The sequence below is a fragment of the Streptomyces sp. NPDC048415 genome (assembly GCF_040651675.1).
Classification (GTDB): domain Bacteria; phylum Actinomycetota; class Actinomycetes; order Streptomycetales; family Streptomycetaceae; genus Streptomyces.
The window spans coordinates 48,412-71,019 of sequence record NZ_JBEZKJ010000023.1 but is presented as its reverse complement, the minus strand read 5'-3'; the positions used below and the strand labels follow the sequence as shown (position 1 = coordinate 71,019).

The window sequence follows — 22,608 nt, the reverse complement described above, 5'->3', positions numbered from 1 at the left end:
GCCGAGAGCTCACTCAGTCGCGGATCGTCGGGTCGATGCCTGTCGCCCGCCGCGGTGTGGTGTGGCCACGCGCGAATCGGCGGCTTGGTCCCAGTCGTGGCGGAAGTCGTGCGCGGCCCGGTCCAGGAACGTCATGCGGGGCACGGTGTCGAAGTGGGTGAAGGCCCCGTACAGAGCGCCGGCGAGCCGGTTGCGCGCCAGGATGTCCAGGCGTGGCGTGGCCCAGAACGAAGGCGGGCGTGTCGCTCCAAGTGTCGCGTAGTCGGTACTCCCCCCAGCGAGGATGGCGAGCTCTTCTCGGCGCAGACCGGGACCCCTGCGGCGGCCGGAGCAGGGAAGTCCCTTGTCCTCGCGCGCAGTTGGGCACGCCGTGCGCGCAGGAAACCTCCCAGGGCGTTCTCGGCGGCGGCCTCTCGTCTGTGTCCATGGTGTCGAGGCCAGGACGCCGCACGGCCTGGTCGCGGGGGCGAAGGTGAGCGTGCTTCACCCAGGAAATCGGCACCTGGACAACCGCGAACACTTGTCTCACCAAAGGGCGCGACGTACTCCGTACGAGTGGTGCATCTCCTGACACGGTCGTAGCGTCAGTACAGAGACGAGTGTTGGCGGCGGAATGGCATACCGTCTTGGGTCGGCCCCGCAACCGGACCTCGGCAGGCGAGCAGCGGAGAGGTGCGGCGCGGGGCGTTGGGCGGCGAGACAGGCGCGGGGAGCGGGTATGGGCAGGTACACAGTGAGAATGGCCATCACGCTCGGCGCGGCTGCGTCGCTTGCGGGACTGATGGCGACCGCCTCAGCCGCTCCGCCGGCGGCGCAGGCCGTGAAACAGCAGGCCGCACGCCCCGTGATTGTCGACTGCTTCTGGCACTCAGAAGTACGCCCCGGCGACTTCATCCTCGCCTGCGGTGACGGCAACAGCCGTCTGGTCTCACTCCACTGGTCTCAGTGGCTCTCGAACTCGGCGGTGGCCACGGGCTTCAACGTGGTGAACGACTGCAAGCCGTACTGCGCGGCGGGCAAGTTCCACTCGTACGCGGTCGTCGTACGGCTCGACCAGCCCCAGCCCTGGAAGAAGCGCCCGCACCTGCAGCACTACACCCGGATGAGCCTGGTCTACACCAACGGCAGGCCGGAGGGATTCGAGCGAACGGTCAGCTACCCGCTCTGGGACTGACCTCGGCGAGGGCCCGATCACGCCTCGCGAGGCGGTGGCACGGTGGGAGGCTGATCAGAGTGCGTCACCCGTGTTGCTGCCCGGAGCATGGTGTGACGTAATCGGAGGACCCGCAGGGCGGATCTTGGCGGTGCCGGTGCCGCGCGAAGGAGCGGCTGGTATGCACGGGTATGCGACCGGTGAGGACGACGGGGTCACCGCGGCGCCGGGTGGGCTGCTCGACCTCTTGCAGGTGGCGGCCGTGGTGCTGGACGGTGACGGGCGCATCGTGCTGTGGAGTCCGGAGGCCGTGCAGCTGCTCGGATATCGGGCCGGGGAAGCACTGGGACACGGCGCCGACGAACTGCTGGTGTCACCCGACAACCGGCAGCGGGCGCGCGAGCTGTTCGCGCAGGTGCGGTCGGGAGCCCGGTGGGCGGGAGTCTTCCCCCTGCAGCATCGCGACGGTACGGAGCGCCCGGTGGAGTTCCGCACCATGCGGCTGCGCGACGCCCACGGGCAGGTCCATCTGCTCGGCCTTGCCGCGGATGCCACCACGGTGCGTCGCGTGGAGCGGGATCTCGCCCTGTCCCACAGCCTGGTCCGGCAGACCCCGGTGGGTATCGCGGTCTTCGACAACGATCTGCGGTGGGCGGGCGTCAATCCAGCCCTGGAACGGATAAACGGCCTGCCCGAGGAAGCCGTCCTGGGACGCCGCATCAGGGAGATGCTGCCGGGGCTCGACGTGGAGGCGATCGAGTCACGCATGCGGCTTGTCCTGGCCAGCGGCAAACCCCTGCTGGACCAGCAGACCATCGGCCGGACACCGGCGGACACCGAGGACCGCGCCTACTCGGAGTCGTACCACCGCATCGAGGACGCACAGGGCCGGGTGCTCGGGCTGGCGATGGCCGTCATTGACGTCAGCGAACGGCAGCAGGCGGCCACAGAGGTCTCCCAGGCGCGGGAGCATCTGGCCGTGATCGCCGACGCCGGTATGCGGATCGGCACCACGCTGGATCTTCAGCAGACCGCCCGGGAACTGGCCGACGTGGCCGTGCCGACGCTGGCGGACCTGGCGGCCGTCGACATCCTGGAGGCCGTGGTCGCGCACGGCACCACCGCCGTGGTCACCGGGGACGCCCAGGCCGAGTTCAGGGCGCTGGCCGTCGCGGCCGGATACCTCACGGACGCCATCCATGCCGCGGATCCGGTCGGTGAGCTGGCGACGTACGGCCCCACACGGATCATCACCCAGTGTGTCCGCGAAGCCAGGCCGATCCTGGTGGAACGCGTGGACTCCGCGATGATGCGGCGCCTCGCCAGAGACTCCCACGCCGCGCAGACCCTGCGCGTGGCGGGCGTCCACTCCTACCTGGCCGTCCCGCTGATGGCCCGGGGCGAAGTGCTGGGCACGCTCAGTCTGTACCGCACCATCAACACCCGCTCGTTCGACGAGCACGACCGCATTCTCGCCGCGGAACTCGCGGCGCGGGCGGCGATCTGCGTCGACAACGCCCGGCTCTACGGACGCGAACGCACCGCGGCCCTGACCCTCCAGCGCAGTCTGCTGCCGCGCACGCCGGTGCATCACGAGGGCCTCGACGTCGCCGCCCGTTACCTTCCGGCGTTGAGCGAGGTCGGCGGGGACTGGTACGACGTGCTGCCCCTGAGCCGGGGGCGGACCGGTCTGATCGTCGGCGACGTGATGGGCAAGGGCGTCCAAGCCGCCGCCATCATGGGGCAGTTGAGCACCGCCACCCGTGCCCTGGCCCGTCTCGATCCGCCTCCCGCCGAGCTGTTGGGGCATCTCGACGACATCGCGGGCGCCCTCGGCGACGCCATCGCCACCTGCGTCTACGCCGTGTGCGACCCCCGCCGTGGCAGCTGCGAGCTGTCCAGCGCCGGTCATCTCCCGCCCGTCATGATCCGCCCCGACGGCCGTGCGGACCTCCTCGAGATCCCCGGCGGTGTCCCTCTCGGCGTCGGTGGCGTGCCTTTCGCCACCCTGCGGCAGGAGCTGCCTCCGGGTTCCTTGCTCGCCCTCTACACCGACGGACTGGTCGAGAGCCGCAGCCAGCCCATCGACACCGGGCTGGACACCATGACACGGCTGCTCCAAGGCCCGCCGCACTCCCTGGAACGGACCAGCGACATGCTGCTCAGCGCGCTGCGCCCCGAGCCTGATGACGACGTGGCACTGCTGCTCGTACGCACGCGCACGTGAAGCGGTCGACCAGACCGGCTGCAACCCCGGCGCACGGGTCGTACGGACCGTTTCGCTCCCCAGACCTGCTTCGGCTCAGGCGGTCAGGGCGTCGTCCGGCTTGAGGCGGTCGAGGAGCCCGGTGTGGTGGAGTTCGGCCACGGGGGCCAGAAGGTCAGGGTGACGCAGCAGTGCTGCCGCCCGCAGGTCGCCTTCGCCGGGTGAGACCAGGCGCCGGAACTCGGTCGGCACACCGTCCGTGCGGTCGCTCTCGGCGAGCGCGGTCACGGCCGTCGCCGCCAGAACCGGGTCGGTGAGCAGGCAGGCCGCCCAGCTCGCCACGACCTCGTCCACCCACGTGCGCCACGCGTGCTGCTCCAGGTCGTCCGTCGCGGTGGGGTCCCCCGCTGCGTCGACTCCTGTGATCCAGTCGAGCCGGGCGGAGCCGCCCGGGCCCGCCATCAGGACCAGCGCGGCGTCCATCGGCGTCGGGTAGCGCAACCACGCCGCGACCGTCACGGCCTGCCGAGCCTGCACATCGACGAGCGCGGCATCCAGCGCGCTGCTGCCCGGCGGATAGGCCTGGGTCAGCCACTGGGACGTCGCGGCTATGAGGGGCGAGAGATCTGAGGGCACTGCTTGGCCGTCCGATTTCTGGGATACGGGGAACTGGAAATTTATCCCGCGCTCTCGCCGAGGGGAATGACGCAGCCCACAAAAACCTCGTGGTATCGGCCACACGCCGAAGGCGCCACGCCCTCGGGAGCGGCAATGCTCCGGAACGGGACGTCCAAAGAGCTTCACTGGCGTCCGACCTCGCCTTCCGGCGGCTGGAAGGCCACGACACACAAGGGAGAAAACACATGGGACACGGCGGAGATGTCATCAACGAATTGACCATCGACCATCAGGAAGTGGAGGAGCTGTTCACCAATATCGACGAACTCCCCTCAGGTGAACGTCAGCGAAAGCTGTACGCGGACCAGGTCACCATGGAATTGGTTCGGCACTCGGTCGCGGAAGAGGCCTATCTCTATCCGGCGGTCCGCGAGCACGTCCCGGGGGGTGACGCGCTCGCCGACCGTGAGCTGCAGGACCACGCCGAGGCGGAGCGCACCATGAAGGACCTGGAGGGGTGCGACGCGGACGACCCCGACTTCGACCGGCTGATCGGCAAGCTCATGATGGAGATCAGAGCGCATGTCGAGGACGAGGAGGGCAACCTCTTCCCGCGGCTGCGCGAGTCCTGTTCCCCGCAGCTTCTCAACGAGCTGGGCGACAAGGTGCGGCAGGCCAAGAAGATGGCGCCGACCCGCCCCCACCCCTCCGCTCCCGACACACCGCCCGCCAACAAGCTCCTGGCCCCCGGCGTCGGTCTCGTCGACCGGCTGCGCGACGCGTTGTCCGGTCGCGGGAAGACCAGCTGAGACCGGAGGGCGGTCCGGTCCGGCGTATCGGACTGCGTGATGTCTTCGCGGTTCCGCGATCCGGGGTGCGCTCACCCCGCATCGCGGAGCGCCGGCGCCCCCGCGTCCTGGATCGGTGACGAGGCCCACGGCGGCAACCCGCCCCAGCGGACCGCGCTGGGGCGACGCGAGGTCGGCTGTCCCCTCTCCACCGCAACCGGCGCACCGGTGAACTCGCCTTGCACCGCCGCTTGCTGGGTGAGTTCCGGTGGCACCGCTACCGAAAGAGCCGCCATGGGCGGCACAGCACCGAGCAGACGACAGCGATTCGTAGCACACGCGGGCGCCGGCCGCCCCCCGACGCCTGGTTCCGGCGCCTTTGAGCGGTGTCCGCGGACTCCGCTCCTGGGGCCTTGTAGCGCTCGGCAAGGGCGCAGAGCCGCCCCCCTCCAAGGGCGAAATCTCCCCGTCTGTGCGGTCAGCCGTTGATCGTCCTATGCTGATAACGGGAGGGATCGGGCAGTCTACGGCCGGTCCTGGGCCGGCGGGAAGCGGGCTTCCATGGCTGAGCGGCTTAAAAGGTCGGGTTTGATCGGCGAGGTGGCGGCTGAATTCGTCGGCACCATGATTCTCATCCTCTTCGGTGTCGGCGTGGTGGCCCAGGTGGTCGCCGGTGGAGCGCTCACGACGCCACCGGGCGGCCTCGGAAATCACGACAGCATCTCCTGGGCGTGGGGCCTCGGCGTCACCCTGGGCGTCTACGTCGCGGCACGGCTGAGCGGAGCTCATCTCAACCCCGCCGTGACCGTCGCGCTGGCCACGTTCAAGGGTTTCCCGTGGAGCAAGGTGGCGCCTTACGCGGTGGCCCAGACGGCCGGCGCCTTCGTGGCGGCCCTCATCGTGCGGTGGAACTACACCGAGGCGCTGGCGAAGGCCGACCCCGGCCACACCATCAAGACGCAGTTCGTGTTCTCCACGCTCCCCGCCAACGGCAACCCGAATCTGCCGGTCCACGAGTGGGGCGCGTTCCGCGACCAGGTCATCGGCACGGCCATCCTGCTGCTGCTGATTCTGGCCATCACGGACCTGCTCAACACACCTCCCGGCGCCAATCTGGCCCCGTTCATCATCGGCCTGGTCGTCGTGGGGATCGGCATGGCCTGGGGTACCAACGCGGGGTACGCGATCAACCCGGCACGTGACTTCGGTCCCCGGCTGGCCAGCTTCTTCACGGGCTACGGCGGGGCATGGCGAGATCAGTACGGGAACTTCTACTTCTGGGTGCCGATCGTCGGTCCGCTGGTCGGCGGTCTGCTCGGCGCGGGGCTGTACAAGGCCTTCATCGGCCGGTTCCTGCCGACGGCGGAGCCGGAGCCCCCCGGACGCGTCCCGACCCCCGACGAGTCCTGACTCCCACGAAAGAGGCGGAACCCCATGGCGGAATTCGTCGGCGCGGTGGACCAGGGGACCACCAGCACCCGATTCATGATCTTCGACCACGCCGGCAACGAGGTGGCGAAGCACCAGCTGGAGCACGCCCAGATCCTTCCGCGCTCGGGGTGGGTCGAGCACGACCCGGTGGAGATCTGGGAACGCACCAACTCGGTGATGCAGAACGCCCTGCGGCACGGGAACCTGTCCCCGGACGACCTGGCCGCGATCGGCATCACCAACCAGCGTGAGACCACCGTCGTCTGGGACCCCCGCAACGGCCGTCCCTACTACAACGCCATCGTCTGGCAGGACACCCGTACCGACTCCATCGCCGCCGCGCTGGAACGCTCGGGCCAGGGCGACGTCATCCGCCGCAAGGCGGGGCTGCCGCCCGCGACCTACTTCTCCGGCGGCAAGATCCAGTGGATCCTGGAGAACGTCGACGGCGTCCGCGAGGCGGCGGAGCAGGGGCACGCCCTGTTCGGCAACACGGACGCCTGGGTCCTGTGGAATCTGACCGGCGGGCCCGACGGTGGCATCCACGCCACCGATGTGACCAACGCCAGCCGCACCATGCTGATGGACCTCGAAACCCTCGACTGGGACGACGAATTGCTGGGCTTCTTCGGTGTGCCCCGGGAGATGCTGCCGAAGATCAATCCCTCGTCCCACCGGGAGGCGTTCGGTGTCACGCGTACGTCCCGGCCGCTGCGCGCCGCCATCCCCATCAGCGGAGTGCTCGGCGACCAGCAGGCGGCCACCGTCGGACAGGTCTGCTACGCGCCCGGCGAAGCCAAGAACACCTACGGCACCGGCAACTTCCTGGTGCTCAACACCGGTACCGAGCTGGTTCGTTCGCAGCACGGTCTGCTGACCACCGTGGCGTACCAGTTCGGCGACAGCCCGGCGATCTACGCCCTGGAGGGCTCCATCGCGGTCACCGGGTCCGCGGTGCAGTGGCTGCGCGACCAGATGAAGATCATCAGTGACGCGGCCGACAGCGAGACCCTCGCCCGAACCGTCGAGGACAACGGCGGCGTGTACTTCGTCCCCGCGTTCTCGGGTCTGTTCGCCCCGTACTGGCGCTCCGACGCCCGCGGCGCGATCGTGGGCCTGGCCCGCTACAACGACAACGGTCACCTGGCCCGGGCGACCCTGGAGGCCATCTGCTACCAGAGCCGCGACGTCGTCGAGGCGATGGAACAGGACTCCGGAGTCCACCTCGACGTGCTCAAGGTCGACGGCGGCGTGACCGCCAACGACCTCTGCATGCAGATCCAGGCCGACGTACTCGGCGTACCGGTCAGCCGTCCGGTCGTCGCCGAGACCACCGCGCTCGGCGCCGCCTACGCGGCGGGCCTGGCCACCGGCTTCTGGCAGGACACCGACGAACTGCGCACCCACTGGCAGGAGTCCAAGCGCTGGGAGCCCCAGTGGTCCGAGGACCAGCGCGCGGAGGGGTACGCGGGCTGGAAGAAGGCGGTGGAGCGCACGCTCGACTGGGCCAAGGTCGAATAGTCCAGCCGCGGCACTGACGGCGTGAAGACAACAGGCCTTGGGGCACATTCATTCGGGCAATGAAGCGGGGCATCAACTGACGCGTAGCCGCAGGGAATCCTCGCGTCGGCCGACGCCTTGCCGTCACAGCCCTTGCGCAGTCGTCAGGAGGAACTAGGGCGGCACCCGGAGCCACACCATCACCACGGCGGGGTCGTACGGCCATGTCTGCACCGTGCACCCCGGCGAGACCGCCCCAGCTCGTGGTGAAAGCGGCCGCCACCCGCGAGCCGACCTCGCCGACGCGACCCACCAGCCCAGCACCGACGCCCCGGTCGCCGTGCCCAGCTCGCCCGCCCCAACCAACGCCGCTGAGGCACAGCCCGTGCAGGCGGCCGCCACCACCACCACCGCCCGGCCACTCGGCCCCCTCTGATCCTCGCCAGCCTCATCGCCGGAATTCTCCGTACTGTGCCTGCTGCTCGTCGGCTCACGTATCCGCCGTCGGCGGCGGACCGGCGGACCGGCCCTGATCCAGCCGTCACTATCGGTGCGGCAGGCTTCCCTGTCGGCCAGAGGGGCACCTTGAGTCGATGGGTGCTGTTCTCGCGCTGGCTTCGGCGGCCTGCTACGGCCTCGTCGACTTCGCCGGTGGTCTGCTGTCCCGCCGAGTTCACTTCGCTGTCGTCGCGTTCCTGGGGCAGATCGGTGGCCTGCTCCTCGCGCTTGTCGCCGCGCTGGCGCTGCCCGCGGAAGCTGTGCGGCCCGCCGATGTCCTGTGGGGCCTGCTGTCCGGAGCCGGGAGCGGGGCGGCCATGCATTTCCTCAACCGTGGTCTGAGCCGCGGGCACATGAGCGTCGTGATCCCCGTCAGTGCCGTCACCGGGGTGGCGCTGTCCGTGCTGTGCGGGGTGTGCTTCCTGGGCGATCGGCCCACAGCGTCGGCCTGGTTGGGCATCTGTGTCACCGTGCCCGCTCTGTGGCTCGTCTCGGGAGGAGGCCTTCACCGCGGGAGCCGCGGGCCGAGCGGACACGCGTCGGCGGACGGCTTGATCGCCAGCCTGGGGGTGGCCGTCCAGTACATCGGACTCGCTCAGAGCGACCCGGTCAGCGGCCTGTGGCCAGTGGCCGCCGGCCGCCTCGCCGCCGTCATTCTCCTGGTGCCGAGCGCTTGGCGGCACGCGCGCCGGTTCCGGCAGCCGTGGCCGCTGCAGGTCCAAGCCGTACTGATCGGTGCGGGGGCGGCCTTCGCCCTCATCCTCTATCTACGGGCAGCGCAGCAGCAGATGCTGGCCATCGCCGTTGTACTGGCCTCCCTGTACCCGGCCATTCCCACGGTCCTCGGACTCGCGATGCTGCGGGAGACAGTCACCCGGGCGCAGCTGGCCGGCCTGGTCAGCGCGGCCGCCGCCGTCATCCTGCTCAGCTTGGGATGAACAGCCGGCTCAGCTGCCGACAACGGCATGTCGGCCTCACTCCTCGGCCGTCTCCTCGTCGTCGCCGCGGTCGCCTTCCGCCTGCGAGGGCGTGTCGCGTACCGGGTCCGCGTGCCCGGTGTCGTGAGCCTGGTCGGGGTCCGGGGTGCCCGTGCCGGTGTCCGGCTCGCCCTCGGCCTGGGACGGAGTGTGGTCGGTCATCGTCATCAGCCCTTCGGATGTGGGTGGCCGCTGACCAGGGGCGTCGTCTGCTGGTCGGTCGTCCTCGCTTCGTGCCGGTGTTGAAAGGCCGCGTCCACCTGCTGGAGTCGCAGCTCCTCCAGGACCCGCAGCTGTCCTCGGGCCCGGTCGAGCAGACCGTGCAACTTCCCTGGGTCCAGGCGGGTTTCACTCTCGGAGAGACGACGCAGCGTGTGCCAGCCCGCCGCCTTGCCCTCCACGCCGAGCCGCAGCAGTTCCAGCTCCACGAGTGAGGTGAGGGGGGAACGGCGTACGAGGCGGCCGTTGCTCTTCAGCCTTCCCAGCCGCTCGGCGAGGCGCCCGGCGTACACCTTGTAGCGGCGCACCGGGATGTCGAGCTGCCGCATGATCTCCAGAAGGCTCGCCCGGTCCTGGGCGATCTCGGTGGCGATCGGCTCCATGGCTTTCGCGATCGCCGAACCGCTCACCGACCTCGCCAGGTGGCGCGCTCGCTGGACTCCGACCTCGGAGCCCGCGAGATGGTCGTTGAGGTAGATACCCAGCAGATCCGAGCGGATGGGCCGCGGGCCACTCCCGGCGGGGCGCGAGCGGTCGTTCATCGGGTGCTCCTTGAATGGTCGGCGCGCAGCCAGGCACGTACCCATCCCGCCTCCATGGCCGCGTCGAGGAGATAGGTCGGGCGGATTCGGCCGAGGGGCACGTAGATCAGGTCGGTGGCAAGCAGCGTGACGGCCGCTCCGAGGCCGGTGCGCCTGGCGTACGAACGCCCTTCGGGTGTGGCGGCCGCGGTCAGCTGGCTGAGCCCCGCGGAGACGAGCAGCCCGCCCATGGTCCGCTGCAGCCACTGGTCGGACTTCTGTCCGAAGACCCATTCGAAGCTGCGTACGTGCACGAGGGGCCACAGCCCCCCGACGAGGTTGAACAGGCCGTGCGCCAGGCTGAGCACGTCACCGTTGGGGGGCTTGGCCGCGACGTCCGTACGCCGTCGGCCGTCCGCAGTCGTGCCGAACCGTGTGGTGAGGGCCATGGGTGACTCCCTTCGCGCGCCCTTTGCCCGACTGCCCCTTTTCAGGGCGTTGTCGTCGGCCCATGCGTGCGTCGCAGCGAGTACCCATGGCGCTTCGGATCACCCACGCACGGTTTCACGTCCTGCGGGCCGTGAAGACGCCGTTGCCGGTGAAGACCAGGTCGGCGAAGCGTTCGCCGATGCGGCGGTGGGTGGCGGCGTCCGGATGGAGCTGGTCGGGCAGCGGCAGCTCGGCGGAGTCGCCCTCACCGTAGAGGTCACGGCCGTCGAGGTAGTGCAGGTTCGGGTCCTCGGCGGCCCGTTGCTCCACGATCCGCGCCAGCTCGTCGCGGATGACGCCAAGGGTCAGCTTCCCGCTCGCGACCTCAGCCGGATTACCCATGGCCCGGAACCGCAGGTGCCCGGTGCCGAGGTCGGTGAGGTCCGGGGCGCTGGGGCCAGGCGTGTCTTCGTGAATGGGGCACAGGATGGGCGAGACGACGAGCAGCGGCGTGGTGGGCCGGCCTTCGCGGATGGTGTCGAGGAAGCCGTGGACGGCGGGAGCGAAGGCGCGCAGGCGCATCAGGTCGGCGTTGACCAGGTTGATGCCGATCTTGACGCTGATCAGGTCGGCGGGGGTGTCGCGCAGGGCGCGCGCGGTGAAGGGGTCGAGCAGGGCGCTGCCGCCCAGGCCCAGGTTGATCAGCTCCACGCCGGCGAGGGAGGCGGCGAGGGCGGGCCAGATAGCGGTGGGGCCGGCGGCGTCGGAGCCGTGGCTGATCGAACTACCGTGGTGCAGCCAGACCTTGCGGCCCCGGTCCCGTACCGGCTCGACGGGGGCGTCGGTACGCAGCGCGACGAGTTCGGTGGTCTCGTTGTGCGGCAGCCAGATCTCGACGTCCTTGGCGCCGTCGGGCAGATCGGTGAACCGGAGGGTGCCGACCGGGCCGGGCTCGCTCTTGGCGGATCCGGTGGTCAGGTCGATGGTCAGGGTGTTGCCGCCGGTCACACCGGCCCGACCGGCCAGGCGGCCGTCGACGAGCAGGTCGTACACGCCGTCCGGGCGGGGCGGGGCGCCCACGTAGACCCGCTTGGTGGGCAGCGTGTCCAGTTCGACGGCGGTGGCCCTGGTGCGGAAGACCAGCCGTACGCCGGAGGGCTGGGACTCCGCCATGGCCAGTTGCCCGTCGGCGCACTGGGCGCGGGCTCGGGCGGGCAGCCGGTGCGGCAGCACACCGTGCGCGGTGTGTTCGAGGTCGAGGGCGCCGCGCATGATGTCCGCGGTGATGGGCGTGGTGATCCAGTTGGACTCGGTGTGCATGCTCTCAGCCTGTTGATCGAAGGGGGCGGGTAGGGATGCCGCGGGCGACCGTCGGCCTCGCAGCCCGGTGCGGGGGGCCTGGTCAGGCCGAGGGCGAGGTCGAACTCGCCGAGGACGGCCAGTTCCGCAGCAGGGCGTCGAGGGCGTCCAGGATCCGTGACCAGGTTTCCTGCGAGTCGGGGTCGCTGTGGCTGAACCCTCCGCCCATCTCCAGGCTGACGTAGCCGTGGAAGACGCTGCCCAGCATCCGGACCGCGTGGGTCTGGTCCGGCTCCGTCAGGTCGTAGCCGCGCAGAATCGCCCGCGTCATCTGTGCGTGTCTGCCGCCGGCGCTGGCGGCCGCCGTCTCGGGGTCGAGCCTCAGCTGTGCCGCGGCGTAGCGGCCGGGGTGCTCCTGGGCGTAGTCGCGGTAGACGTTCGCGAGGGCGGTCAGGGCGTCCTTGCCGGCCCGCCCGGCCAGGGCGGCGGCGCCGCGGTCCGCGAGTTCCTCCAGGGCGAGCAGAGCGATCCTGGTCTTGAGGTCCTGGGAGTTCTTCAGGTGCGAGTACAGACTCGCGACCTTGACATCGAACCGCCGGGCGAGCGCCGAGACGGTCACCTGGTCGAAGCCGACCTGGTCGGCCAGTTCCGCCCCCGCGCGGGTCAGGCGTTCCGCGGTCAGTCCTGCGCGCACCACACCCTCCTCCCGTTCGGCATAGTTGATTACCGATTGCCTAATACCTTTAGGCAAACAACCATACCTTTAAGGAGCGGCTGGCACGGCACCCGACAGAGACGCAGGGACAGAGACGGCGCGGCAGGTGGCCGTCCCCGTTACGCCACCACCTCGAGAGTGGGCAGATCGGGCCAGAACACGTCCAATATGCGACGCAGCCCGAAGGGGGGCCGATCCAGATAGAGGCGCTGGTCGGCGTCCAGACGCTGGGCCGTCATCGCCAGCGCCGACGCACCGGCCACATCGATGAAGGTGACCGCCGACAGCTCGACGTACAGCTCGTTGTCACGGCGCTCGGCCAGTCGGTCCAGGGCCTCTTCCCACGCCGTGAGCGTAGTCAGACTGACCTCCCCGGCCGCCCGCACGCCGGGCCGGTCCGGCAATGGACGAACCTCCAGGGCAGCCACAGCGGGCCCTGACTCACCGTTCTTGTCCCCACCACGTGGGTTCTGCACGCCGCTGCCCCCAGACATCAGGCTGTGACACCAGTATTCACCTTCCGGGCCGGGCGCGGCGAGGGTCGGACGGGACGTCGAGTTGGAGCCAGGGCGCGGGATCGCCGTGCAGCCACCCGCTCTTGACGGGATCACGACCTGAGGTAGATCGTCCAGCGATCCGGGACCGGTGAAGAACCTCTCGGTGGCTGCCAGATCGGATCGGCTCCGACAGCATGTCGGCCAATGCCGACGGGGTGGTCAAGAGCCGAGGGGTTCACACTGATCACGGCAACTCGCACGTACAAGGAATCCCCGGTGTGTGGCGGCAGGGCTTTCCATGAAGGGAGTTGGTCGCCACCACCCCATCGTCCAGGATGCGCCGCTCCACATCGGTGAGCGCCCACTCGCCATGGCTGAGAAGCCTCGCTTGGTCGTTGGCGGTGCCGGGTAGAGCGTGTCCGTGTTGTCCTTACCGGAGTACACCGTTGTCCTACGCGACCGCTTCGCCGCCGACGGGTATCTTCCCCTGCCCACGCTGGTGCCGCCTGACGTACTGCCGGTCCTCGGCGAGGAGGTGCGACGGCTGGCAGGGCTCGCGGTGCGGCGGGACTTCGTCATGGAGTGCATGGACGACTCGCCTCGCCATATGACCACCCTCGGCGGACATGTCATCGCCCGGGAGTCCGGCCTGATCCCGCGGCTGTACTACGACGAGTCACTGCTCGGTCTGCTCGGCCGGATCGCGGGCGCTCACGTCGTCCCGGTGCGCGACCCGCTCGAACGACACGTCGTCAACGTCCTGCACCGGCAGGGTGACACCCACGGCGCTCACACCGACGACTATCCGCTGGCCCTCGTGCTGTTCACCGAAGCACCAGCCCACCCCGGCGACGGGGGACTGCTTGAGTACGTTGCAGACGCCGTCGGTCTGCACACGCTGGAGAGCGGCGCCGCGCAGCGTGCCCACCACCGGCCCGGCGACGGCTACCTGTTGCGCAGCGACACCACCGCCCATCGCGTCACCCCACTACGCCGCCCCGGCGTGCGCCGTACGGTTCTCAACTTCGCCTACACCATCCCCGGCCGGCAACGGGCCGTGACTCCTTCCGCGTCCCAGCTGTACTGATCTGCAGGCACGACGCCGGATTGGAAGACGGGCACTGTCAGCCCGCCGACCCCGCCGCGATGTCCAGCGCCGCGATATGGCCGAACGTCATCGCGGGACCGATCGTCGAGCCCGCGCCCGCGTAGCTGTGGCCCATGACGGCGGCGCTGGCGTTGCCGGCGGCGTACAGGCCGGGGATAACGGAGCCGTCCGCGCGCAGGACGCGTGCCCGGGCGTCCGTGCGCAGGCCGCCTTTGGTGCCCAGGTCGCCGGGGACGATTTTGAAGGCGTGGAACGGGGCGAGCCACAGGGGCGCCAGGCAGGAGTTGGGGAGGATCGCGGGGTCCGTGTAGTAGCGGTCGTAGACGCTGTCGCCGCGGTGGAAGTCGGTGTCCTTGCCGTTGTGGGCGAGGCTGTTGAAGCGGCTGACGGTGGTGCGCAGGGCGGCCGCGGGTACGCCGATCTGTCCGGCGAGGGCGTCGAGGGTCCAGGCCTTGTGAGCGGCGCCCGAGGTGTACCAGGCGTCGGGGAAGGTGAGGGTGGGAGCGACGTCCTTGAAGAGGTAGCGGTCGCGGTAGTTCTGGTCGACGATCAGCCAGGCCGGGATGTCGGGCGCGCCCGCGTCACGCTCGTACATGATGTGTACGACATCGCTGTAGGGGGCGGCTTCGTCGACGAAGCGCGCTCCGGCGGCGTTCACCAACAGCCCGCCGGGCAGGGTGCGTTCGGCGAGGCAGAAGTAGGGCTGGTCGGGCAGCGGGATCGCCGGGCCCCACCAGGCGTCGTCCATCAGGTCGAGCGCGGCACCGGCCCGGCGGCCCGCCTGGATGCCGTCGCCGGTGTTCTCCTTGGCGCCCACGGTCCACTCGGTGCCGATGGGCTGCCGCTGGTACTGGGCCCGCATGGCCGCGTTGTGCTCGAAGCCACCGGAGCCCACGATCACTCCGCGCCGGGCCCTGACCAGGCCGGGTGTGCCGTTCTGGGTGACCACCGCGCCGGTGACGGCGCCGTTGTCCAGGTACAGGTCGGACAGCGGGGTGTTCAGCCACACCGGGACCTTGGCGGCCAGCAGTCCGGCGCGCAGGCCGGCCGCCAGTGACTGTCCCATGGTCAGGGGCTTTTGGCCGAGCAGCGCGGCCTTGGTGCCTCGGGCCAGGCACTCGGTGGCGACGGCGGCGCCCTTCGCGCTGACCGCTGAGAGCGTGAGCCACTTGTAGTCGGCACTGAAGACGACCATGCCGCTCGGGACCGTCATGTACGACGGGTTCAGGTGGGCGAGTTCGGCTCCCAGGATGTTCCCGTCGAGCTGCTCCGGCTCCATGGAACGGCCACCCGGCAGTCCGCCCGGCAGCTCCGGGTAGTAGTCGCTGTACCCCTCCATCCAGCGGAAACGGAGCGGACTGTTCGCCATGACGAAGGAGATCATGGCGGGTCCGTGACCGAGGAACGCCTGTTGGCGGTCGGCGGACACGTCGGGGCCGACCACCGCCGCGAGGTAGGTGGCGGCCTTTGCCGGGGTGTCGGGGACGCCGGCGGCGAGGATCACCGGATTGTTCGGGATCCAGATGCCCGCGCCGGAGCGTGCCGCCGAGCCTCCGAACGTCGGCGCCTTCTCCACGACCACGCAGCTCAGCCCCTGCTTCGCTGCGGTCAGCGCGGCGGTCATCCCCGCCGCTCCGGAGCCGATCACCACGACGTCGTACGTGTCCAGCAGAGGCAGGTCGGCCGCTTCGGCGACAGCCTGGACACCGGCCGCGAGGGCGAGCCCGGCACCCGTCGCGGTGCCGAGCACCCGGCGCCGTGACGGACACGCCGAGGAGGATGCTCTACGTCTGGCGGGATCCGCGCTCGTGGACATGGCAGGGCGCTCCAGCGGGGCGAAGGGAATGGGCGGCGTGCTGTGTTCCGGGAACCACCAACGGGCGTCCGTTGCACGGATTCTGATGTGGCGTCAGGGAATGTGGCGCGGGGGTCTTGTGAAGTCAAGAGCAAGCGGGACGCGGTGGGCCGATCACCCCAAGATCGGACAGAAGTTACCAACAGGTATGTAGTGACTTAACACGCAAGCAACAGTAGAACCTGTTCCCACTCATCGAGAGTGAGGAGCGTCACATGAGTGACACCACCCAGCAAAACAAGGCTTCCAGGGGTGTATCGCGTCGCAGATTCATTGCTGGAACGAGTTCTATTCTTGGAGCCGTGACTCTCGCGGGTCACGCCGCCGCGGCGCAGGCGCCGGTCGTCACGGCGGCCGCGTCGATCCCCTCCGGAGCCCACGTCCCCGTCCTGGTGATCGGCACCGGATACGGCGGCTCCGTCGCCGCCCTGCGCCTCGCCCAGGCCGGTGTCGACGTCCAGATGATCGAGATGGGCATGGCCTGGGACACCGCCGGCTCGGACGGCAAGATCTTCGCCAACACGACCAGCCCGGACTACCGCTCGTACTGGCTGCGCACCAGGACCAAGCAGCCCATCAGCAACTTCCTCGGCTTCCCCATCGACAAGGACGTGCCCCGCTACACCGGGATCCTGGACGCCGAGGAGATGGGCGGGATCATCGTGTACCAGGGCCGCGGCGTCGGCGGCGGGTCACTGGTCAACGGAGGTATGGCGGTCACCCCGAAGCGAGAGAACTTCGCCGCCGTCCTCCCGTCGGTCAACGCCGACGAGATGTACGGGACGTACTACCCGCGCGCCAACGCCGGCCTCGGGGTCGCCACCGTCGATCCGACGTGGTTCGACAGCACCGACTGCTATCAGTACGCACGGGTGGGCCGTAAGCAGGCCCAGCGGTCCGGCTTCCCGTTCGTCTTCGTGCCCGACGTGTACGACTGGGACTACATGAAGCGGGAGGCCGCCGGGACCGTCCCCAAGTCGGCACTGGCGGGCGAGATCCTCTACGGCAACAACTACGGCAAGAAGTCCCTGCAGAAGACCTACCTCGCCCGGGCCGCGGCCACCGGAAGGGTCACCATCTCACCGCTGCACAAGGTCACTTCGGTCTCCCCCGCGTCCGGGGGCGGCTACACGGTCCTCATCGACCAGATCAACACCACCGGCGACACCACGGCCACCAAGACCGTGACCGCGGACCGGGTGTTCTTCGCCGCCGGCAGCGTCGGCACCAGCAAGCTGCTGGTCAAGCTGAAGGCCACCGGCGCGCTGCCCGGCCTCAACGGCGAAATCGGCAAGGGCTGGGGCGACAACGGCAACGTCATGTGCGGTCGCGCCAACTACCTGTGGGACCCGACCGGCGCCCTCCAGGCCAGCATTCCCTGCGGAGGCATCGACAACTGGGCCGCCGGAGGGGCGTTCGCCGAGGTCGCACCGCTGCCCACCGGCATCGAGACGTACGCCTCGTTCTACCTGTCCATCACCAAGAACCCCAACCGCGCCCAGTTCTCCTGGAACGCTGCCACCGGCAACGTCGACCTGAACTGGCAGACCGCCTGGAAGCAACCGGCCATCGACATGGCCAAGTCGATCTTCGACAAGATCAACTCGACGGAGGGGACGATCTATCGGACCGACCTCTTCGGCACCTACAAGATCTGGGGCGACCACCTCACCTACCACCCGCTCGGTGGCGCGGTACTCAACAAGGCAACCGACAACTACGGCCGTCTGCAGGGATATTCGGGCCTGTACGTCATCGACGGCTCGCTGATCCCCGGCAACACCAGCGTCAACCCGTTCGTCACCATCACCGCGCTCGCCGAACGGAACATCGAGAAGATCATCGCCGCCGATCTGTAGCGGTGGCCGGACCGACCGAGAGCGGCCCGGACCCGTTCAGTGGGTGGGCAGCACACACACGGTGTCCAGGCCCAGCACATGGTTGAGCCGGCCGAACGCCAGCCAGGAGCCGATGCTCATGCTCAGCTCCACGATCTCGCGCTGGCTGTAATGCGCGGTCATCCGAGTCCAGAAATCGTCGGCAAGACCGTGGTGATCCAGTGCGTACCGCTCGGCGTACTCCGCGGCCAGCCGAGTACGGTCGTCGAAGGCGTCGGTGGTACGCCACTGGGTCACCGCGTCCGCGAACCCCTCCTCGACCTTCTGCCCTTCCCGCTCGGTGCGCCAGTCGAGGCAGAACAGACATCCGTTGATCTGTGCGATGCGCAGCCGCGCGGCCTCGAACTCGCGCAGTCCCAGGGTCGTGTGCTCGTACACCGACAGGGAGAAGTTCGCGGCGGCCATGCCGATACCGGGGACCATCTCGCCCCACACGTACCCGATCGGTTCCTGTCCCTCGGGAATGTCGATGTGCATGGTCATGGGTCACTTCCTTCCGAGTCTGCCGACTGCGGGGCGCAGCGGGACGTCGAGCGCGTCGTAGAGTCCGGGTTCCGCCTCCACCAGCCAGTCGATGGCGCCCACCAGCCGGCCCACGGCGGTGGCGTTCCCGCCGGCGGAGCGGTTCTCGCCCTCGTCGGTGGCCTCGACGGTGACCTGGATGCGCGGGCGGCCCTCGATGATCACGCGGTGGGCGCCGTCACCGTCGGGCGGCGCCGGCCAGTCCGGGGCGCAGGACGGGTGGATGCGGGTGACGTGCTCGACGACGATCCGGGGCTCTCCCCCGATGATCCCCTGCACCTCGAACCGGACGGCGCCCTGGGTGCCCGCCTCGAACTCGCCCATCGTCCGGGTGTTCACCGTTGCCGTGAGCGGGCGCCGGTCCAGGGTCTCGCGGATCTCGTCGAGTTCGACGCCGAGTGCCCTGGCCATCAGCCGTATCTGGCCGCCCCACACCATGGTGGGGATGGACGGCGCGAGCATCAGCGGCTCATAGTCCATCGGCTGCCCCATGCCGACCAGGTAGCGGACGGATTCCTCCTGCTCGTACGTGGAGTAGTCGAAGATCTCCTGGCAGCGGATGGCGTCCACCCTGGTGCCCAGTCCGCTGATCAGCAGGGGCAGTACGTCGTTGCCCCAGCCGGGGTCGACGCCGGAGACGAACAGCGAGCCGCCGCCGTCCTCGATCGCGGCGAGCACCGGATCCCGGAACTCCGGCGGGGCGTTGCGCTGGTCGTAGAGCGGGTACAGCGCGGGGGTGACGACCACCGCACCGGCCCGGATCGCCCTGCCGATGTCGGCGAGGGCCTCGTCGGGACGGATGTCGCCGGTCGCCGCGTACACCACGGCGCGGGGGCCCGCGGCCAGTACGGCGTCGATGTCGTCGCTCGCGGCGACCCCGAGATCGTGATCGAGCCCGGCGAGTTCGCCCGCGTCGCGGCCGGCCTTGTCAGGATTGTGGACGAGCACGGCCGCGAGCTTCAGCGCCGGGTGGGCCTCCACGGCACGGATGGCCGCGCGGCCCACGTTGCCGGTTCCCCAGACCACCGTGGAAATCATGCGGCGGAGGGTAGCGAGAGGAGCGAAAGGTTCATAGTGCCGTGACCGGTGAAGATGCCGGCACTCGACGCCGGTCGAACGCGGCGCCCCGTCGCGGATCTAAGCTCGGCGCATGGCCAAGTACTTCGACGTGCACCCGGACAATCCGCAGCGCCGCATCATCAGCCAGGTGGTCGAGATCGTTCGTGCCGGTGGGCTCATCGCCTACCCGACGGATTCCTGTTTCGCACTCGGATGCCAGCTGGGCAACCGGGACGGACTCGACCGCATCCGCTCGATCCGCCAGCTGGACGAGCGCCACCACTTCACCCTGATGTGCCAGGACTTCGCGCAGTTGGGCCACTTCGTACGTGTCGACAACGCGGTCTTCCGTACGGTCAAGGCGGCGACACCGGGCAGCTACACCTTCATCCTCCCGGCGACGAAGGAGGCCCCGCGCAGGCTGCTGCACCCGAAGAAGAAGACCGTCGGGGTCAGGATTCCCGACCATGTCGTCGCGCAGGCGATCCTCGCCGAACTCGGCGAGCCACTGCTGTCGAGCACCCTGCTCCTGCCCCATGAGGACAAGCCCCTGACCCAGGGCTGGGAGATCAAGGAGCAGCTCGATCACGTGGTCGACGCGGTCATCGACTCCGGTGACTGCGGCACCGAGCCGACGACCGTCGTCGACTTCTCCGGCAGGGAACCCGAGATCGTACGCCTCGGAGCCGGGGATCCGTCCCGCTTCGAGTAGCCGTCACGGCCGCCGGCCGGTTCGAACCCGGCCAGCATCTGTTCCAGTGCCGCCTGGTCCGGCCCGACGAACGGCGCCTGACCGGCCGCCGAGCCGAGCGTGTCGGTCATCGCCGCGGTGATTCCCCTGGCCGAGGGCAGACCTGGTCCCGGTCCGGGTGGGTGAGCCAGATCCACCGCACATCGGCGGGATCCAGCACCGAGGCGAGTGTCTCCAGGAAGTTCCGGTCGGGGTGACCGAGCCCGGTGTTGACGACGACGGGCTGTGTGGAGTGCAGGACGAAGGCGTTGACAGGGATGTACCCGATCCCGGGCACTTCGCGGCTGCCACTGAGAGCAGCAGACCTCCCCGAAGGCCCGGGCGGCCGCCACCCGGCCGCCGTCCTGCCACAGGTCCTCGCAGATCGCGAGCGCGACATCGACGCCGTGCACCCGCAGCACGGGGAGCGTGTCGCCCGGCACGAAGGACCGGACCTCGTCGAAGACGCCATAGTTCTGCAGATGGTGCTTCGCGAGCCGCAGCACGCCCTCGCCCCGGTGCAGAACGGCGGCGGCGTTCTGCGGCGCGCCGGCGGGCTGCCCGTGGCGGGCGCCGCGTCGCTGCGGTCGAGGTAGCCGACGACCACCGGCAGCTCCCCGCACCCCTCATCGGCCAGCCGCTCCGCCGGCGCGTCCAGTGCGGCGCGGCTGGCCTCCACGAAGGAGGCGACTGGAGTCCTAGGGAGATTTTCCCTCGCCTTCGGGTACGGAGCCGCTCACTTTCCAGATGCGTGTGGCCACTTGGAGGTTGAAGCGGCTGTCGACGTCGTCGAGCCGGCGGCCGCTGACCTCGCGGATGCGCTGCAAGCGGTAACGCAGCGTGCTGCGGTGGACGGCGAGGGCATGGGCCGTGTCGTCGTAGTTGCCGCCGTGGTCGAAGTACTGGGTGAGGGTGGGCACCAGGTCGCTGCCGTGCGCGTCGTCGTAGTCGAGGAGCGGGCCCAGCCACTCGCGGACGAAGAGCTGGACGTCGCGGGAGTCCTTGCCCCGGTCGAGGATGCGGTAAAGGCCCAACTCCTCGTAGGCGATGGTGCCGTGCGAGGGCTCGGACTGACCGCGCACGGTCAGCGCGCGGACGGCCTTGTCGAAGGAGTGGGGAATCTCGGCCGTGGCCTCGCACAGGCTGCCGATGCCCACCGCGCCGTCGACAGAGCCCAGCTCCTCCGCGACGGCCTCGTACAGCCCCGCGTCCCGCGGCTTGCCCCGGATGACGAGCACCGCCATCTCCGCACGCCGGGCGAGCAGCGATCTGAGGCCCAGTCCCTGCGCGGCACGGCCCACCGCTCCCAGGAACCGATCATCGGCGACCGTCCCCCGCCACTGGGCGACCACGACATGATGCGGTCCGCGCAGATCGTGGCCTACGGCTTCGGCTCTGGCGTAGGCGCCGCCTTCGTCGGAGCCGGTGAGAAGGTCGTCCACGAGGTCCCGGCGCATGCGCAGCTCGGCCTCCGCGAGGCTGCGGCGGTGGGCCAGTTCGAGGGAGAGCGCCGTGCAGGCGTGTCCGAGCGTGAACTCCTCGGCCTCCGCGGCCGTGCCCTCGGGGTCGATGAGCGCGATGGTTCCGAGTACCTCACCGTGGTGGCGGGCGAGACCGACGAGTCGGCCCTGGCGGCGCAGCGGGGTCAACGCGCGCATCGCGTCATGGACGAGCCGCTCACGCTGCGCCGGATCGGGTTTGTCGCCGGCCTCGGCTCCGGGCCCCGCCCAGGCGACCGGGTTGCCGAAGCGGTCCTCGATGCAGGTGGGCAGGCCCGTCAGCTCGTACACGGCACGGGCGATGCCCGCCTCCCCCTCGTCGGCGACGTCGGCCCGGGCGAGGACCTCGTGCACGGTGCGCTGGCCCTCCAGCTCCGCGACGAGTGCGGTGAGCCTCGCGTTGACGGCCTCCCGCTCCTCGATCGCCCGGAACAGCTGACGTGCGTACTCGCGGTCGCGGCGGCGCGCGTCGGCGTTGTAGAGAGCGGCGCCGGTCGGCCGGGCCAGGGCGTAGACGAGGAAGCGCTCGTCGTCCGGCGGTGGCTGCGGCGCGCTGACGACGAGGTAGCCGAGGAGTCCGTCGGCGCAGCGCAGGCCCGTCGCCCATCCCCAGCCGCCCGCACCGAACCCGATGGCGCCGTCCTCCCCGCCGAGCGCGGTCAGCTGTGCGGCCGGGTCCGGCAGGTCCCGGCGGGCGTGGCCTCCGAGGGCCTCCGCGCTCGGGACGGCCTCGAGCTCGAAGTGGCCGCTCGTGAGGAGATAGCAGCCTTCGGGCCGACACCGGCCAAGACGCGGCACCTCGTCCATGGCCAGCTGAAGGATCTCCTGCCCCGACCGGCCTTCGAACATGGCCATGGCCAGCACGAACAGTTTGTACAGGCTCGTCAGCTGCTGGAGCCCCCAGGAGACCGGAGCCGTGGTCGGCGCCTGGTGGGAGGGGCCGCACGGTTCGCCGCTCTGGTGTGCGGCATCCGGAGTGCGGTCGGCCATGCCAGGCATGGTGCAATTCTAACTTTTGTTGCTTTTCCGGGCTTCACGAGAGGGGCGGCCTTTTCCCGGCGTGACGACGTGGAGGCCCGGTGGAGC

22 protein-coding genes and 1 pseudogene are annotated in these 22,608 nt (G+C 69.7%); 9 read left to right on the top strand and 14 right to left on the bottom strand.

Features of this window, described 5'->3' with window-relative positions:
• Positions 1-9: 9 nt before the first annotated feature.
• Entirely contained in the window at positions 10-174 is a 165-nt protein-coding gene (locus AB0D27_RS17805) for a hypothetical protein (RefSeq protein ID WP_362509084.1), read from the bottom strand.
• Positions 175-739: 565 nt separating this feature from the next.
• On the opposite strand from AB0D27_RS17805, the gene AB0D27_RS17800 reads away from it, so the two are divergent.
• The gene (locus AB0D27_RS17800) at positions 740-1,174 is read left to right on the top strand and encodes a hypothetical protein (RefSeq protein WP_362508965.1); all 435 of its coding nucleotides are present in this window, start codon (positions 740-742) and stop codon (positions 1,172-1,174) included.
• Positions 1,175-1,334: 160 nt separating this feature from the next.
• The gene (locus tag AB0D27_RS17795; RefSeq protein ID WP_362508963.1) at positions 1,335-3,380 is read left to right on the top strand and encodes a SpoIIE family protein phosphatase; all 2,046 of its coding nucleotides are present in this window, start codon (positions 1,335-1,337) and stop codon (positions 3,378-3,380) included.
• 75 nt (positions 3,381-3,455) lie between these two features.
• On the opposite strand, the gene AB0D27_RS17790 is transcribed toward AB0D27_RS17795, so the two are convergent.
• Entirely contained in the window at positions 3,456-3,995 is a 540-nt protein-coding gene (locus AB0D27_RS17790; RefSeq protein ID WP_362508960.1) for a hypothetical protein, read from the bottom strand.
• A 227-nt stretch (positions 3,996-4,222) separates the two neighbouring features.
• Between AB0D27_RS17790 and AB0D27_RS17785 the strand changes: the two genes are divergently transcribed.
• The 4 genes from AB0D27_RS17785 to AB0D27_RS17770 all read left to right on the top strand — a co-directional run bounded on the left by AB0D27_RS17785 (position 4,223) and on the right by AB0D27_RS17770 (position 9,132).
• Positions 4,223-4,786, top strand: coding sequence for a hemerythrin domain-containing protein (locus tag AB0D27_RS17785; RefSeq protein ID WP_362508957.1), 564 nt, complete (start codon positions 4,223-4,225; stop codon positions 4,784-4,786).
• A 540-nt stretch (positions 4,787-5,326) separates the two neighbouring features.
• Positions 5,327-6,175 (top strand): MIP/aquaporin family protein, encoded by an 849-nt coding sequence (locus AB0D27_RS17780; RefSeq protein ID WP_362508954.1) that lies wholly within the window; start codon positions 5,327-5,329, stop codon positions 6,173-6,175.
• Between the two features lie 24 nt (positions 6,176-6,199).
• Complete coding sequence (gene glpK, locus AB0D27_RS17775) at positions 6,200-7,717, top strand: glycerol kinase GlpK (RefSeq protein ID WP_362508951.1); 1,518 nt, start codon at positions 6,200-6,202, stop codon at positions 7,715-7,717.
• Positions 7,718-8,289: 572 nt separating this feature from the next.
• Positions 8,290-9,132, top strand: a complete 843-nt coding sequence (locus AB0D27_RS17770) for an EamA family transporter (protein WP_362508948.1) — start codon at positions 8,290-8,292, stop codon at positions 9,130-9,132.
• Between the two features lie 36 nt (positions 9,133-9,168).
• On the opposite strand, the gene AB0D27_RS17765 is transcribed toward AB0D27_RS17770, so the two are convergent.
• From AB0D27_RS17765 to AB0D27_RS17740, 6 genes are all read right to left on the bottom strand, one after another.
• Positions 9,169-9,333 carry a hypothetical protein gene (locus tag AB0D27_RS17765; protein WP_362508945.1) on the bottom strand — a complete coding sequence of 55 codons (165 nt, stop codon included), beginning with the start codon at positions 9,331-9,333 and terminating at the stop codon, positions 9,169-9,171.
• A gap of 5 nt (positions 9,334-9,338) precedes the next feature.
• Positions 9,339-9,932, bottom strand: coding sequence for a hypothetical protein (locus AB0D27_RS17760; RefSeq protein WP_362508943.1), 594 nt, complete (start codon positions 9,930-9,932; stop codon positions 9,339-9,341).
• Complete coding sequence (locus AB0D27_RS17755) at positions 9,929-10,360, bottom strand: hypothetical protein (RefSeq protein WP_362508940.1); 432 nt, start codon at positions 10,358-10,360, stop codon at positions 9,929-9,931. Before AB0D27_RS17755 ends, AB0D27_RS17760 begins: the two co-directional genes overlap by 4 nt.
• Positions 10,361-10,475: 115 nt before the next feature.
• Complete coding sequence (locus AB0D27_RS17750; RefSeq protein WP_362508937.1) at positions 10,476-11,660, bottom strand: GDSL-type esterase/lipase family protein; 1,185 nt, start codon at positions 11,658-11,660, stop codon at positions 10,476-10,478.
• Positions 11,661-11,742: 82 nt separating this feature from the next.
• Complete coding sequence (locus AB0D27_RS17745; RefSeq protein WP_362508934.1) at positions 11,743-12,336, bottom strand: WHG domain-containing protein; 594 nt, start codon at positions 12,334-12,336, stop codon at positions 11,743-11,745.
• A gap of 137 nt (positions 12,337-12,473) precedes the next feature.
• On the bottom strand, positions 12,474-12,782 hold the full coding sequence (locus AB0D27_RS17740) for an STAS domain-containing protein (RefSeq protein WP_362508931.1): 309 nt from the start codon (positions 12,780-12,782) through the stop codon (positions 12,474-12,476).
• A 490-nt stretch (positions 12,783-13,272) separates the two neighbouring features.
• On the opposite strand from AB0D27_RS17740, the gene AB0D27_RS17735 reads away from it, so the two are divergent.
• Positions 13,273-13,938 (top strand): hypothetical protein, encoded by a 666-nt coding sequence (locus tag AB0D27_RS17735; protein ID WP_362508928.1) that lies wholly within the window; start codon positions 13,273-13,275, stop codon positions 13,936-13,938.
• Between the two features lie 37 nt (positions 13,939-13,975).
• Here AB0D27_RS17735 and kstD read toward each other — a convergent pair whose 3' ends face one another.
• Positions 13,976-15,775 (bottom strand): 3-oxosteroid 1-dehydrogenase, encoded by a 1,800-nt coding sequence (kstD, locus tag AB0D27_RS17730; protein WP_362508925.1) that lies wholly within the window; start codon positions 15,773-15,775, stop codon positions 13,976-13,978.
• Positions 15,776-16,029: 254 nt separating this feature from the next.
• Between kstD and AB0D27_RS17725 the strand changes: the two genes are divergently transcribed.
• A complete protein-coding gene (locus tag AB0D27_RS17725; protein ID WP_362508922.1) occupies positions 16,030-17,673 on the top strand; it encodes a GMC oxidoreductase in 1,644 nt (547 codons plus the stop codon).
• Between the two features lie 36 nt (positions 17,674-17,709).
• Here the strand turns inward: AB0D27_RS17725 and AB0D27_RS17720 are convergent, their stop codons facing one another.
• Together AB0D27_RS17720 and AB0D27_RS17715 are read right to left on the bottom strand one after the other, a co-directional pair.
• The gene (locus AB0D27_RS17720) at positions 17,710-18,189 is read right to left on the bottom strand and encodes a carboxymuconolactone decarboxylase family protein (protein ID WP_362509081.1); all 480 of its coding nucleotides are present in this window, start codon (positions 18,187-18,189) and stop codon (positions 17,710-17,712) included.
• 9 nt (positions 18,190-18,198) lie between these two features.
• Positions 18,199-19,272 (bottom strand): dihydrodipicolinate reductase, encoded by a 1,074-nt coding sequence (locus AB0D27_RS17715; RefSeq protein ID WP_362508919.1) that lies wholly within the window; start codon positions 19,270-19,272, stop codon positions 18,199-18,201.
• Between the two features lie 112 nt (positions 19,273-19,384).
• Here AB0D27_RS17715 and AB0D27_RS17710 point away from each other — a divergent pair, with 112 nt between their 5' ends.
• Positions 19,385-20,005, top strand: coding sequence for an L-threonylcarbamoyladenylate synthase (locus tag AB0D27_RS17710; protein WP_362508916.1), 621 nt, complete (start codon positions 19,385-19,387; stop codon positions 20,003-20,005).
• A 106-nt stretch (positions 20,006-20,111) separates the two neighbouring features.
• Here the strand turns inward: AB0D27_RS17710 and AB0D27_RS17705 are convergent, their stop codons facing one another.
• The 3 genes and pseudogenes from AB0D27_RS17705 to AB0D27_RS17695 all read right to left on the bottom strand — a co-directional run bounded on the left by AB0D27_RS17705 (position 20,112) and on the right by AB0D27_RS17695 (position 22,512).
• Complete coding sequence (locus tag AB0D27_RS17705; RefSeq protein ID WP_362508913.1) at positions 20,112-20,321, bottom strand: hypothetical protein; 210 nt, start codon at positions 20,319-20,321, stop codon at positions 20,112-20,114.
• 37 nt (positions 20,322-20,358) lie between these two features.
• Positions 20,359-20,711 (bottom strand): annotated as a pseudogene (locus AB0D27_RS17700) (NAD+ synthase); the annotation flags it as partial.
• Positions 20,712-20,721: 10 nt separating this feature from the next.
• The gene (locus AB0D27_RS17695) at positions 20,722-22,512 is read right to left on the bottom strand and encodes a helix-turn-helix domain-containing protein (RefSeq protein ID WP_362508910.1); all 1,791 of its coding nucleotides are present in this window, start codon (positions 22,510-22,512) and stop codon (positions 20,722-20,724) included.
• Between the last annotated feature and the right edge of the window lie 96 nt (positions 22,513-22,608).